We start from the raw sequence: 13,155 nt of genomic DNA, 5'->3' as shown, positions 1-13,155 counted from the left end.
GACCTCACTCGGTGAAAGAGGGTTGCTGCAGTACCGAGGAAACGCGAGAGATGCAGGCCACAGCAAGGGCCAATGAACACCCGGTGGATCGTTTTCGAACTGCGGTGCCCCGTAGGCGACCGCTACGCCGCCCGGTCCACCAGTGCCGCCGGCGGCTCGTCGTCCATTTCGAAGGCCATGGGGAAGGGTGCGTGTCCGGCCAGGTGGAACCAGCGGACCTTGCGGTGTTCGCGGAGGCGGCGGGCGGCGCCCACGGCGTCGTTGTGGAAGCGGCGGGCCATCGGGACGCGGCGTACCGACTCGGCGAGCTCGCGGGCCGCCGCGTCTCCGCCGGGGGCCTCGCGGACGCCCTCGACCTGCGGGGGCTCGGCGAAGACGGCGCGCAGGGCCTGGCTCAACTCGCTCTCGGCGACCTCCCGTTGCTCCTCCTCGGCCTGCCGGGCGGCGTGCGCGGCCTCGTAGAGGACGATCGAGGCGGCCGGGTCGAGGACGCCCGAGGTCGCCAACTCCTGTGTCACCGAGGCGCGGCGCAGCAGTTGGGCGTCGAGCGCCGCGCGGGTCGCGTCGATCCGGGCGTGCAGCCGGTCGAGCCGGCCCGCGGTCCAGCTCAGGTACAGGCCGATCGCCACCAGGGCGACGAGGATCCAGATCAGAGTTGCGCTCACGGGCGGCAAGGCTACCGGTCTGCGGTCACTGTCCCGTCAGGTCCCACGCGCACCGGAAACCCCCGTGCCCCGTCGAGGAGTCGGGGGTGTTCTTCGAACGGGCGGCGACCCGGTAGCGGTGGCAGTAGGAGGCGTGGCAGAGGTACGAGCCGCCGCGGATCACGCGTTCCTCGCCACCCGGTACGAAGCGGTCGGCGCACCACTCCCACACGTTGCCGGATGTGTTGAACAGGCCCAAGGCATTGGGCTCGTACGCGTCCACCGGGACCGTGCCCGTGGCGCCGCCGGTGCTGGTCCTGGGGAAGTCGCCCTGCCAGGTGTTCAGCCGCTCCGGGGCGAAATCGTCGCCCCAGGGATAACGCCGACCGTCGAGACCACCCCGTGCCGCGTACTCCCACTCGGCCTCGATGGGCAGCCGGGCGCCCGCCCAGGCGCAGTAGGCGAGGGCATCGTGGTACGAAACGTGCACTACGGGATGGTCCGCACGGCCCACGACGTCGGAACCGGGGCCCTCCGGTGCGTTCCAGGAGGCGCCTTCCACCCCGAGCCACCAGGGTGCGGCCTCGACCTGGCCGAAAACGGCGTCCCGCGCGCGGGGGTGCAGCAGCAGGTGGAACACGAACGAACTGCCGTACCGCTCCGCCTCGGTGACGTATCCGGTGTCGTCCACGAAGCGGGCGAAGCGCGCGTTGGTGACGGCCGTCGCGTCGATGCGGAACGGCTCGACGGTCACCGTACGGACGGGTCCCTCCGCATCCTCCGGGTAGCCCTCGCCAAAGGCGTCGCCCATGCGGAACTCACCGCCGGGCAGGGCGATCGCGCGGCTGTCGTCGGCGGATCGGCCGACGGGCACGGTCAGTTGGAAATCCGAACCGGCCTCCCCGCGCGCGGGAGAGCAGCACGCCCCCGAGCGGTCGCCGTCCCGCACCTCAGTCCCGGGCCAGCCCGAACCGCGCCCGCAGACCGCTGCGTTCGTCGGTGGCGACGGCCGCCGCGCCTGCGGTCACCGTCTCGTACACGGACAGGATGTCGGCCCCGACCGTGGACCAGTCGAAGCGCCGGACATGCGCGCTCCCCTGCCGGCTCAGCTGCGCCAGCCGCTCGGGGTCGCCCAGGAGCCGTACGGCCGCCTCTGCGAGGGTGTCCGCGTCCTCGTTGGTGAACAGCTCGCCGGCCGCGCCCTGGTCGAGGACCTGCGCGAAGGCGGGCAGGTCGGAGGCGAGGACCGGGGCACCCGCCGACATGGCCTCGACGAGGATGATGCCGAAGCTCTCGCCGCCGGTGTTGGGGGCGACGTAGAGGTCGATGCTGCGCAGGAAGCGGGCCTTGTCGTCGTCGCTGATCATGCCGAGGAACTCGACGCGTGAGCGCAGTTCCTTGGGCAGCGTCTCGACGGCCTCCTCCTCGTCGCCGCGCCCGGCGACCAGCAGCCGGGCGTTCGGGCGCTCTGCGAGGATCCTCGGCAGGGCCTTCATCAGCACCGGGAGGCCCTTGCGGGGTTCGTCGATGCGCCCTATGAAGCCGATGGTCTCGCCCTGCCACTCGGGCTTGGGTTCGGCGCGGGCGAAGAAGTCGACGTCGACGCCGTTCGGGATGACGACCGCGTCCCCGCCGAGGTGTTCGACGAGCGTGCGGCGCGCGTACTCGCTCACCGCGATCCGCGCGCTGATCTTCTCCAGCGCGGCCTGGAGGATCGCGTACGCGGCGATCATCGCCCGGGAGCGCGGGTTGGAGGTGTGGAAGGTCGCCACGATCGGGCCCGAGGCCGCCCAGCAGGCCAGCAGGCCCAGCGACGGCGAGGTCGGCTCGTGGATGTGGATGACGTCGAACTCGCCGTCGTGCAGCCAGCGTCGCACCCGCGCGGCGGACAGGAAGCCGAAGTTCAGCCGGGCCACCGAGCCGTTGTACGGCACCGGGACCGCGCGCCCGGCCGAGACGACGTACGGGGGCAGCGGGGTGTCGTCGTCGGCCGGAGCCAGCACGGACACCTCGTGACCGAGCCGGATGAAGTACTCGGCGAGGTCCCTGATGTGGAACTGGACGCCGCCCGGCACGTCCCAGGAGTAGGGGCAGACGATGCCGATCCTCACGAGGGCCCCTTCGTGGGATCGAGATCCGCGAGCCACAAGCGCTGGAGCATGTGCCAGTCCTCCGGGTGGTCGGCGATGCCGGCGGCGAAGGCGTCTGCCAGCGCCTGTGTCATGACAGACGTCTTCTCGGCCCGGTCACCTGACTCGGGCACCTCGACGGGCGGATGGACGCGTCCCTGCATGACCGGCGAGTCGTCGTACCAGAGCGTCACCGGAAGCAGCAGCGCGCCCGTCTGCTGGGCGAGCAGGGCCGGTCCTGCGGGCATCCTGGTGGCCTCGCCGAAGAACTCGACCTCGACCCCGGAGGCGGACAGATCGCGCTCGGCGACCAGGCACACCAGGCCGCCGTCGCGCAGCCGCCGGGCCAGGGTGCCGAAGGCGGTGCCGCCGCTGTGCGGCAGGACCTCCATGCCGAGGCCCTCGCGGTAGGCGACGAAGCGGTCGTAGAGCGTCTCCGGCTTGAGGCGTTCGGCGACCGTGGTGAACGGGGTCTCCAGCTTGGTGGTGACCCAGGCGCCGGCGAGGTCCCAGTTGGCGAGGTGCGGCAGCGCGAGGATGACACCGCGCCCGGAGGCGATGCCGTCGGTGAGGTAGTGCACGTCCTTGGGGTCGAAGCCCGTCTTGACGCGCTCGGGGCTCCAGGCGGGGAGCCGGAAGGACTCCATCCAGTAGCGGAGGTACGACCGCATGCCCGCGCGCGAGAGCTCGGCGAGCCGCTCGGGGCTCGCGTCGGGCACCACGCGCGCGTAGTTGCTCTCCAGCCGTCGTACGCCCTTGCCGCGCCGCTTCCAGGCGAGGTCGGCGATGGTGCGGCCGAGCCGGACGGCGACCGGCTCGGGGAGCTTCTTGACGGTGCTCCAGCCGAGGCCGTAGAGCGCGTCGGTCAGCCGCTCCTGGGCACTGCTCACGGGGTCGCCCCGGTGTTGTGCGGGGTGGCTTCCTGAGCCGCGGCGGCGTCGGCCTCGGCCGCTTCGCGGCGGACGGTGACGACTCGCTGGATGAGCGTGACCAGGCTGCCGACGGCGACGATCCACAGTGCGATCGGCAGCAGCCACTGGATGCCCGGGACGCCGAACTTGTGGAGGCCGGAGAGACCGCACGCGACGAGTGAGATCACCAGTCGCTCGGCCCGCTCGACAAGGCCGTTGACGGCCACCGGCAGTCCGATCGCCTCGCCGCGCGCCTTGGTGTACGAGACCACCTGGCCGCTGGCCAGGCAGAAGATCGAGACCGCGCACAGGGCGATGTTGTCGCCGCCGCCCGCGTACCAGAGGGCGAGGCCGCCGAAGATCGCGCCGTCGGCGACCCGGTCGAGCGTGGAGTCGAGGAAGGCGCCCCAGCGGCTGGAGCGGCCCAGCTGGCGGGCCATGTTGCCGTCGACGAGGTCGGAGAACACGAACAGCGTGATCACGACCGTGCCCCAGAAGAACTCGCCCATGGGGTAGAAGACCAGCGCGCCCGCGACCACTCCGGCGGTGCCGAGGAGGGTGACCGTGTCGGGGCTGACGCCCCGGCGGATCAGAAACGCGGCGAACGGCGTGAGGACACGCGTGAAGAATGCACGCGCGTACTTGTTCAGCATGGCCTTCCCGAGGGTCGGTGTCGCCGCGCGGCCCCTGCTGGCCACCGGCTGGCCCATCGTAGCCACGCGCGCGCGTGGGCGGCCGCCGGGCACCCGTGCGCCCGTGTCACGACTCGATGCCGGCGGCCGGATCGCGTCCGCCGTATGGACGCACCGTGACGGGAGTGGAAAGCTCGAACCACCGCGGGCGTCATCGGAGCCGCCACCGCACGCGGCACCGTGTGTCCGCGCCCACAGTGACCTCACCGTGCACGGGAGGCAAGGCCATGGGCGACAAGGCGAACGCACACCCCGGAGCCGCCGGCAGGGCTACGGCGGCCGACCACCCCGCGTCCGTACGGAATGTGGTGCTGGTCGGCCACTCCGGATCGGGCAAGACGACTCTGGTGGAGGCCCTCGCGCTGACCGCGGGGGCGGTGAACCGGGCGGGCCGCGTGGAGGACGGCGGCACCGTCTCCGACTACGACGAGATCGAGCACCGCCAGCAGCGCTCGGTGCAGCTCTCCCTGGTGCCCGTCGACTGGGACGGGTACAAGGTCAATCTTCTGGACACCCCCGGATACGCCGATTTCGTCGGCGAGTTGAGGGCCGGTCTGCGTGCGGCGGACGCGGCCCTCTTCGTCGTCTCGGCCTCCGACGGCGTGGACGGCTCGACCCGCATGGTGTGGGAGGAGTGCGCGGCGGTCGGCATGCCGCGCGCCATCGTCATCACGCACCTGGAGTCGGCGCGCGCGGACTTCGAGTCGATGACCCGGAACTGCGCCGAGGCCTTCGGCGCGGACGACCCCGACGCCGTGCTCCCGCTGTATCTGCCGCTGCACGGCGCGCCGGGGCCCGACGGGCACGCGCCCGTGACCGGGCTGGTGGGGCTGCTGTCGCAGAAGCTGTTCGACTACGCGTCCGGGGAGCGCAAGGAGTCCGAGCCCGGGCCCGACCAGGTGCCGGGGATCGAGGAGGCCCGCAACCGGCTCATCGAGGGGATCATCTCGGAGAGCGAGGACGAGACCCTCATGGACCGCTATCTCGGCGGCGAGGAGATCGACGTCAAGACGCTGATCGCGGACCTGGAGCGGGCCGTCGCGCGCGGGGTGTTCTTCCCCGTGCTGGCCGCCGCTCCCGCCGCCGAGGGCGCGCGGCAGGGCCTCGGCACGGTCGAGCTCCTTGAGCTGATCACGCGCGGGTTCCCGACCCCGCTGGAGCGCGAGGCGCCCGGGGTCACCACGGTCGACGGCAGGGCGCGGGAGCTGAAGGCGTGCGACCCGAACGGGCCGCTGGTCGCCGAGGTCGTGAAGACCGCCTCAGACCCCTACGTCGGCCGGGTCTCCCTGGTTCGCGTCTTCTCCGGCACCCTGCGCCCCGACGAGACGATCCATGTCTCCGGGCACGGGCTCGCCGACCGCGGGCACGAGGACCACGACGTCGACGAACGCGTCGGCGCCCTGTCCGCACCCTTCGGCAAACAGCAGCGGGCCCTCACGCACTGCATCGCGGGCGACCTCGCGTGCGTGGCGAAGCTGGGCCGCGCGGAGACCGGGGACACCCTCTCGGCCAAGGACGACCCGCTCCTCATGGAGCCCTGGGAGATGCCCGACCCGCTGCTGCCGCTCGCCATCCAGGCGCACAGCAAGGCGGACGAGGACAAGCTCTCGCAGGGCCTCAGCAGGCTCGTCGCCGAGGACCCCACCATGCGCCTGGAACAGAACCAGGACACCCACCAGGTCGTCCTGTGGTGCCTCGGCGAGGCCCACGCGGACGTCGCCCTGGAACGGCTGCGCAGCCGCTACGGCGTCCAGGTCGACCTCGTGCCGCACAAGGTCTCCCTGCGGGAGACGTTCGCCGCCAAGGCGCAGGGGCGCGGCCGGCACGTCAAACAGTCCGGCGGGCACGGCCAGTTCGCGATCTGCGAGATCGAGGTCGAACCGCTGCCGGGCGGCACGGGCATCGAGTTCGTGGACAAGGTCATCGGCGGCGCGGTGCCGCGGCAGTTCATCCCCTCGGTGGAGAAGGGCGTAAGGGCCCAGGCGGCAAGGGGAGTTGCGGCCGGCCACCCCCTTCTCGACGTACGGATCACGCTTCTCGACGGCAAGGCGCACTCCGTGGACTCCTCGGACGCCGCGTTCCAGACGGCCGGCGCGCTGGCCCTGCGGGAGGCGGCGGCCGACGCGAAGATCCATCTCCTCGAACCGGTGGCCGAGGTGACCGTGCTGGTCGGCGACGACTACGTGGGCGCGGTGATGAGCGACCTGTCCGGGCGCCGGGGCCGCGTGCTCGGCACCGAGCAGACGACCGGCGGACGCACACTGATCCGGGCCGAGGTCCCCGAGATAGAGATCGGCCGCTACGCCGTGGACCTCCGCTCCCTCTCGCACGGCACGGCACGCTTCAACCGCGCCTACGTCCGCCACGAACCGATGCCTCCGCAGATCGCCGAACGGATCCGCGAACAGGCGGGGGACGCACCGTAGTTCGGGATCTGACGCACCGTGGTTCGGGATCTTCGGTGTCGGCGGGCAGCTTTCGGCCGTCCGCCGACGGATGTCAGTGATGGCCGATACGCTGATGACCTGATCAACAGGTGTGCGGAGCACGGAAGTCGGGAAAGCCGCAGAAGCGGGAGCAGCGGCGATCGGGGGCGGGAATGACCGTTGACAGCGGTTACGCGGACATCTTCGGACCACAGGTGCCGCGTACGGGCGACGAGGGCCAGACGGCGACCTTCGCGCTGGCCTCGGCGGCCTACCGGGACAACCCGGTCGCGGACATCAAGAAGGCCGACAACGAATGGCACCAGACGACCGTCAACGAGGGCCGCAAGTGGGCGACGATCTTCCGCCCCAACCTCGGTGAGGCGTTCGCCGGAGCCGTCGTGGCCCGCATGCTCGGCCCCGGCCGCAAGCCGCTGATCCAGTCGTTCGGCACCGAGCCGCAGGCCGTCGTGGAACACGCCCTGGCGGCCAACAACATCCGCCGCGCGCGGGACAACAGGCTGTCCATGATCATGGTGCTGTGCGGCCTGCTGTTCCTCCCCGGGCTCATCGTCTGGCTGCTGGTCTTCCAGCTGCGCAGCCTGATCGACAAGCGCACCCAGACGAACAAGAGGGCGGGCGCGATCGCCACGACCCTGCTCGTCGCGGTGGGCGCGGTCGCCGTGATCTTCCTGGTCAAGATGCCGTTCGCGGGCTTCTGGTCCTGGTACGCGCGCGCGTGCGTCGTCCTCCCCGTGGTCGGCTGGCTGTGGGCCAAGCAGGTCTGCGAGAACACCGCGAAGGACCTGCGCGGACGCTGGGACAGCCTGCTGTCAGGCAGCAGCGTCGGCGCCAAGGTCCCCGAGGCGGTGCCGACCAGCCCGGGCGAGACCCAGGCCGAGCAGCTCCGCCAGTCCCTGGCCAAGCTGAGCGCCGAGCAGCAGTCCAACTCGATCTTCTACGCCGGCCCCAAGGGCATCCTCGGCATGGGCACCCGCTGGGGCAGCTGGCAGCTCGCCGAGGACCTGATCGCACGCGACGCCGACCGGGAGATCCACCCCTTCCGCAGCTGGGACGTCATCCGCAACATCCACGACGACCTGCGGATGCTGGAGCGGAACACGATCAACACCGGCGGCTTCCCGAAGGCGTCGGTACGGCACTGGATCGTCACGCCGGTCGGCGAGGGCGCCAAGGCGGTGTCCCGGCCCGACGGCACGGATGTCGAGGCGTACCAGGTCAAGTCGCACGCGATACAGGACATCTGCAACAAGCAGCAGTTCGGCAGCGGCGAGCGACACTACCTGGGCGTCCAATGGACGCTCTGGGAAGGGCAGCTGATCATCACGATGATGATCACGGTGACCGTGCTGCACAAGACGCTGCGCATCGAGATCACCGGCCACGCCCTGGGTCCCGTGAACTCACTGTTCACCGGAAAGCCCGAGGCGCCGACGAAGGACGTCCAGAAGACCCTCAAGCCCTGGGAGACCCGCAAGGTCAAGCTCCCGCTGGTCCCCGCCGACGAGGTGGTACGGCTCGCCGTCCGCGCCCCGATCACCTGGTACCCGCCGCTGCTGAACTGGCTCGGCGGTTCCATATCCCTGCCCGAGCCGTTCGGCCTGCGGCACGCCTGGGCCGACCAGCCCTGGCGCCACCGCTTCATGGCGGACGACGCGCTGCGCGCCGCGACACCGGTACTGCGAGTGGTGCACGCGGCGGCGATCCGGGTCCTCGACGAGAACGGCGTCGACACGGAGAAGTTCGGCAACCGCTCGTCGTTCCTCAGCACCAACGTGCAGGACGCGTCACCGCGGAAGGCCGACCTCTACGACGCGTAGCCGGCCCCCGTCGCGTGGCTCACGCCGTGGGCCACGCGTCCGCCAGCATCTTCCGTGTGTCCGCGAGGAGTTGGGGCAGCACCTTGGTGTGGCCGACCACCGGCATGAAGTTGGTGTCGCCGCCCCAGCGCGGAACGATGTGCTGGTGCAGGTGGGCGGCGATGCCCGCGCCCGCCACGCTCCCCTGGTTCATGCCGATGTTGAAGCCGTGGGCGCCGGACGCGGTGCGCAGGGCTGTCATCGCCTGCTTGGTGAGGGCCGCGAGTTCCACGGTCTCCGCGTCGGTCAGGTCGGTGTAGTCGGCGACATGGCGGTAGGGCACGACCATCAGATGGCCGCCGTTGTACGGGTACAGATTGAGCACCCCGTACACCAGCTCACCGCGCCTGACGATCAACCCGTCCTCGTCCGATTTCGCCGGAATCGAGCAGAAGGGGCAACCGTCGTCGGCACCGGGGCCGGTCGGCTTGTTCTCGCCCTGGATGTAGGCCATCCGGTGCGGGGTCCACAGGCGCTGGAACGCGTCCGGCGTCCCCACTCCGATCTGCTGCTCCGGCTCACTCGTCATGCAAGTCAGCATATGGCTTCGCTCGTTCGCGGCGTGTCGCCGGGGTTGCGCGAAGGGGGCCCGCCGCCAAGCTGGAGCGATGGACGACGACACCCGCAAGGCCCGCTGGGAGCGCAGCACGGAGGTTCCGCTCGCCGTGGCGTCGATGGTCTTCCTCGCCGCGTACGCGGTCCGCATCCTGGCCCACGGCCTGTCCGGCGACTGGCAGGACCTCTGCCTCGCCGTGCTGTTCGCCGCGTGGGCGCTCTTCGCCGTGGACTACGCGGTCCGCTGGCGGCTGAGCGGCGAACGGCTGCGCTTCGTCCGCACGCACTGGCTGGACACCCTGGTCCTGATCCTGCCCCTGCTGCGCCCGCTGCGGGTCGTCAAGGCGTACGAGGCCGTACAGCGCCGGCACGGCCAGCCCCGGCTCGCGCTGCACGCGCGCGTGATGGTCTACGCCGGGCTGTCCACCACCCTGCTGGGATTCGCCGGCGCCCTGTCCGTCTACCAGACCGAGCACACGGCACCGGGCGCGACGATCAAGACCTTCGGCGACGCCGTGTGGTGGACCTGCGCGACCTTCGCGACCGTAGGCTACGGCGACGTCGTGCCGATCACCCCGCTCGGCCGGCTGATCGCGGTCGGCATGATGGCCATCGGCCTGGCCCTCCTCGGCGCGGTCACCGGAACCTTCGCCTCCTGGCTGCTCCAGGTCTTCGCGAGGGAGGACGACGAGAGGCCCCCGGGGATCTGAACTCCCCCGAGGGCCTCCCAAAACCGAACCGAGGGACTCAGACCTGCACCCGGTCCGCCACGATCTGCTCGATCTTCGCGATGGCCGCGTCGAACGCGATGCCGTTCTCCTGCGAACCGTCGCGGTAGCGGAAGGAGACCGTGCCGGCGTTCATGTCCTCGTCGCCGACGATGACCATGAACGGCACCTTCTGCTTCTGCGCGTTGCGGATCTTCTTCTGCATCCGGTCCGAGGAGGAGTCGACCTCGACGCGCAGCCCCTTCTTCTTGGCCGCGACGGCGAACTTCTCCAGGTACTCGACGTGCGAGTCCCCGATCGGAATCCCGACCGCCTGCACGGGCGCCAGCCACGCCGGGAAGGCACCCGCGTAGTGCTCGAGGAGCACCGCGAAGAACCGCTCGATCGACCCGAACAGCGCCCGGTGGATCATGACAGGCCGCTGCTTGGAGCCGTCGGGACCGGTGTACTCCAGGTCGAAGCGCTCCGGCAGGTTGAAGTCGAGCTGGACGGTCGACATCTGCCAGGTCCGTCCGATCGCGTCCTTCGTCTGGACGGAGATCTTCGGGCCGTAGAACGCGGCGCCGCCCGGGTCGGGAACGAGCGGCAGCCCCTGCTTCTCGGCGACTTGGCGCAGCGTCTCGGTGGCCTCTTCCCAGACCTCGTCCGAGCCGACGAACTTCTCCGGGTCCTTGGTCGACAGCTCCAAGTAGAAGTCGGTCAGGCCGTAGTCGCGCAGCAGGTTCAGGACGAAGGTGAGCGTCTTGTCCAGCTCGTCCGCCATCTGCTCGCGCGTGCAGTAGATGTGCGCGTCGTCCTGCGTGAAGCCGCGCGCGCGGGTGAGGCCGTGCACGACGCCCGACTTCTCGTACCGGTACACGGTCCCGAACTCGAAGAGCCGCAGCGGCAGTTCACGGTACGAGCGGCCGCGCGCGTCGAAGATCAGGTTGTGCATCGGGCAGTTCATGGGCTTGAGGTAGTAGTCCACGCCCTCGTCGAGCTGCATGGGCGGGTACATGCCGTCGGCGTACCAGTCCAGGTGCCCGGACGTCTCGAAGAGCTTCCCCTTCGTCGCGTGCGGGGTGTAGACGAACTCGTAGCCCTCCTCCTCGTGGCGGCGCCGCGAGTAGTCCTCCATGACCCGGCGGACGACCCCGCCCTTGGGGTGGAAGACGGCCAGGCCGGAGCCGATCTGGTCCGGGATGGAGAAGAGGTCCAGCTCGTTGCCCAGCTTGCGGTGGTCGCGCTTCTCGGCCTCGATCAGGAAGTCGAGGTGCGCCTTCAGCTCCTCCTTGGAGGGCCAGGCGGTGCCGTAGATGCGCTGGAGCATCGGGTTCTTCTCGCTGCCGCGCCAGTAGGCCGCCGCGTTGCGCATCAGCTTGAACGCCGGGATGTTCCGGGTGGTCGGCAGGTGCGGACCGCGGCAGAGGTCCTTCCAGCACAGGTCGCCGGTCTTGGCGTCGAGGTTGTCGTAGATCGTCAGCTCGCCGCCGCCGACCTCGACGTCCGCGCCGTCGTCGGTCGAGGCGGAGCCCTTGATGCCGATCAGTTCGAGCTTGTACGGCTCGGCAGCCAGCTCCTCGCGGGCGTCCTCGTCGGTGACGACGCGGCGCGAGAACCTCTGCCCCCGCTTCTGGATCTCCTGCATCTTCTTCTCGATGGCCTTGAGATCCTCGGGCGTGAACGGCCGCTCGACGTCGAAGTCGTAGTAGAAGCCGTCCTTGACCGGCGGGCCGATGCCGAGCTTGGCCTCGGGGAACAGCTCCTGCACGGCCTGGGCCATGACGTGCGCGGTGGAGTGGCGCAGGATGTTGAGGCCGTCGGCGGAGGAGATCTCGACGCCCTCGACCTCGTCCCCCTCGGAGACGACGTAGGCCAGGTCCTTGAGCTCTCCGGCCACGCGCGCGGCGATGATCGAGCGCTCGCCGGCGAAGAGCTCGGCGGCCGTCGTGCCCGTCGTCACCGTGCGCTCTTCCCGCTCGGAATCGCGTTGGATGATCACGCGGACGTCTGACACCGGTCTCTCCTGACTGCGGGGTGGATGCGGCGCCATACCGTGAGCGCGCGCAATAGGGGATCGTACCGACCCTACGGGCCCCACCGCGAAACGGTTGCCGCACTCCCCCTCCCTCAGTCCTCCCCGCTGCACGCCTCCTCGAAGAAGTCGAGGTTCTCCTGGAGGGACTTCATCAGCCGGTCCCGCTCCGCCTCGTCCACCTGCACGGGTACGACCCCGGAGGCGCCGGTCAGCCTGCGGAAGCCGCCCCGGCTCTCCAGCCGCCCGTGCACCCGCACCGGGAGCCCGACGAGGTGGGCGTGCCCGGCTATCCGGTACGACTCCTCGTCGAGCGTCATCCGGACGTGGCCGACCTCGGCGCCGGCGATCACCTGCATCCGTACGGTGCCCTCGCCGCGCGGCCCCGACCTGCGCATCCGCACCACCGAGCCGGTGATGCGCACGGGCATGGAGGGTTCCTCACGCAGATAGCGGGCGCCTGCCGCGCGCAGCACGGGCAGGTCGCCGGGCGAGAACTCGACGGCCTCGGCGGGGGCGGCGCAGCCCTCGGGGACGCCGGCGGCGGGAGCCCACTCGACGGCGATCCGGGCGCCCTCGGTGCCGCGTACGAGCGCGACGACGGCTTCGGTCAACTCGCGGCTGACGCCCGCCTCGACGGCTCCGTCGAAGGCGTCCATGCCGCCGGTGGCCCGCTCGTAGTCGATGGCCTCGCGGGTGGCGTACAGGGCCTGGTGCAGGCGTACGGCGAGGGTTCGGCCGGTGTCGACGGGGACGAACGCGGTGAGCTGCCGGCCGCCGGGGGCGGAGCCGACGAGGACGTGGTCCAGGGACGCGGCGGCGGGGCGGCGGTGGCGAGCGCCGTAGTAGCCGGCACGCGCGCGGGTGGCGAGGGCGGCGGCGAGCAGCATCTGGCGGGCGGCGGCGCGGAGTTGTTCCTCGACGGTCCAGGGCGCGGTGCCGGCCGGGCCGGTCGGGATGTCCCGCCACCAGCGGATCTCGTCGCTCGGTACGGCGAGGCCGACCAGGACCTCGCGGGCGGAGGGGGTGTTGCTGCGGGCGAGCGCGACGAGCGCCTCGCCGAGGAGGTCGTCGCTGTCGGGGAAGGGGCGGCCGCCCCGGGGCCCCCCGCCGGGGGGCGCCGCCCCCGGGGCCCGGGGGGGGGGGCGCGCCGCGCTGCTGACCGACCTGGCCGCG

The 13,155-nt window shown here is 71.0% G+C and carries 11 protein-coding genes; 3 read left to right on the top strand and 8 right to left on the bottom strand.

The window, feature by feature from the left end; all coding sequences use genetic code 11:
* Positions 1-122 precede the first annotated feature (122 nt).
* The 5 genes from ACFXC1_RS25495 to pgsA all read right to left on the bottom strand — a co-directional run bounded on the left by ACFXC1_RS25495 (position 123) and on the right by pgsA (position 4,394).
* Positions 123-665, bottom strand: a complete 543-nt coding sequence (locus ACFXC1_RS25495) for a LemA family protein (RefSeq protein ID WP_381246093.1) — start codon at positions 663-665, stop codon at positions 123-125.
* A 25-nt stretch (positions 666-690) separates the two neighbouring features.
* Positions 691-1,518, bottom strand: coding sequence for a formylglycine-generating enzyme family protein (locus tag ACFXC1_RS25490; RefSeq protein WP_381246091.1), 828 nt, complete (start codon positions 1,516-1,518; stop codon positions 691-693).
* A 76-nt stretch (positions 1,519-1,594) separates the two neighbouring features.
* Positions 1,595-2,755, bottom strand: a complete 1,161-nt coding sequence (locus tag ACFXC1_RS25485) for a glycosyltransferase family 4 protein (protein WP_381246089.1) — start codon at positions 2,753-2,755, stop codon at positions 1,595-1,597.
* Complete coding sequence (locus ACFXC1_RS25480; RefSeq protein ID WP_381246087.1) at positions 2,752-3,663, bottom strand: phosphatidylinositol mannoside acyltransferase; 912 nt, start codon at positions 3,661-3,663, stop codon at positions 2,752-2,754. The genes ACFXC1_RS25485 and ACFXC1_RS25480 overlap by 4 nt, the downstream gene beginning before the upstream one ends.
* Positions 3,660-4,394 carry a phosphatidylinositol phosphate synthase gene (gene pgsA, locus ACFXC1_RS25475; RefSeq protein ID WP_381246133.1) on the bottom strand — a complete coding sequence of 245 codons (735 nt, stop codon included), beginning with the start codon at positions 4,392-4,394 and terminating at the stop codon, positions 3,660-3,662. The genes ACFXC1_RS25480 and pgsA overlap by 4 nt, the downstream gene beginning before the upstream one ends.
* Positions 4,395-4,603: 209 nt before the next feature.
* On the opposite strand from pgsA, the gene ACFXC1_RS25470 reads away from it, so the two are divergent.
* Together ACFXC1_RS25470 and ACFXC1_RS25465 are read left to right on the top strand one after the other, a co-directional pair.
* On the top strand, positions 4,604-6,802 hold the full coding sequence (locus ACFXC1_RS25470) for an elongation factor G-like protein EF-G2 (protein WP_381246085.1): 2,199 nt from the start codon (positions 4,604-4,606) through the stop codon (positions 6,800-6,802).
* 173 nt (positions 6,803-6,975) lie between these two features.
* Positions 6,976-8,643, top strand: a complete 1,668-nt coding sequence (locus tag ACFXC1_RS25465; protein ID WP_381246083.1) for a hypothetical protein — start codon at positions 6,976-6,978, stop codon at positions 8,641-8,643.
* Positions 8,644-8,662: 19 nt separating this feature from the next.
* On the opposite strand, the gene ACFXC1_RS25460 is transcribed toward ACFXC1_RS25465, so the two are convergent.
* Positions 8,663-9,223 carry an HIT family protein gene (locus tag ACFXC1_RS25460; RefSeq protein ID WP_019066352.1) on the bottom strand — a complete coding sequence of 187 codons (561 nt, stop codon included), beginning with the start codon at positions 9,221-9,223 and terminating at the stop codon, positions 8,663-8,665.
* A 67-nt stretch (positions 9,224-9,290) separates the two neighbouring features.
* On the opposite strand from ACFXC1_RS25460, the gene ACFXC1_RS25455 reads away from it, so the two are divergent.
* The gene (locus ACFXC1_RS25455; protein WP_381246082.1) at positions 9,291-9,947 is read left to right on the top strand and encodes a potassium channel family protein; all 657 of its coding nucleotides are present in this window, start codon (positions 9,291-9,293) and stop codon (positions 9,945-9,947) included.
* Positions 9,948-9,984: 37 nt separating this feature from the next.
* Here the strand turns inward: ACFXC1_RS25455 and thrS are convergent, their stop codons facing one another.
* Complete coding sequence (thrS, locus tag ACFXC1_RS25450; RefSeq protein WP_381246080.1) at positions 9,985-11,961, bottom strand: threonine--tRNA ligase; 1,977 nt, start codon at positions 11,959-11,961, stop codon at positions 9,985-9,987.
* Between the two features lie 113 nt (positions 11,962-12,074).
* Positions 12,075-13,155 (bottom strand): hypothetical protein (locus ACFXC1_RS25445; protein WP_381246078.1); only part of this gene is annotated, 1,081 nt, incomplete at its 5' end.

The organism is Streptomyces hokutonensis, assembly GCF_042751305.1.
GTDB lineage: Bacteria > Actinomycetota > Actinomycetes > Streptomycetales > Streptomycetaceae > Streptomyces > Streptomyces hokutonensis_A.
The sequence above is the reverse complement of the archived record's forward strand: the minus strand, read 5'-3'. Positions and strand labels throughout refer to the sequence as shown.

Excerpts from the sequence above, each read along its gene's own strand:
- pgsA (WP_381246133.1), bottom strand. The coding sequence starts at position 4,394 with ATGGGCCAGCCGGTGGCCAGCAGGGGCCGCGCGGCGACACCGACCCTC.
- ACFXC1_RS25470 (WP_381246085.1), top strand. The coding sequence starts at position 4,604 with ATGGGCGACAAGGCGAACGCACACCCCGGAGCCGCCGGCAGGGCTACG.
- ACFXC1_RS25465 (WP_381246083.1), top strand. The coding sequence starts at position 6,976 with ATGACCGTTGACAGCGGTTACGCGGACATCTTCGGACCACAGGTGCCG.
- ACFXC1_RS25460 (WP_019066352.1), bottom strand. The coding sequence starts at position 9,223 with ATGCTGACTTGCATGACGAGTGAGCCGGAGCAGCAGATCGGAGTGGGG.
- ACFXC1_RS25455 (WP_381246082.1), top strand. The coding sequence starts at position 9,291 with ATGGACGACGACACCCGCAAGGCCCGCTGGGAGCGCAGCACGGAGGTT.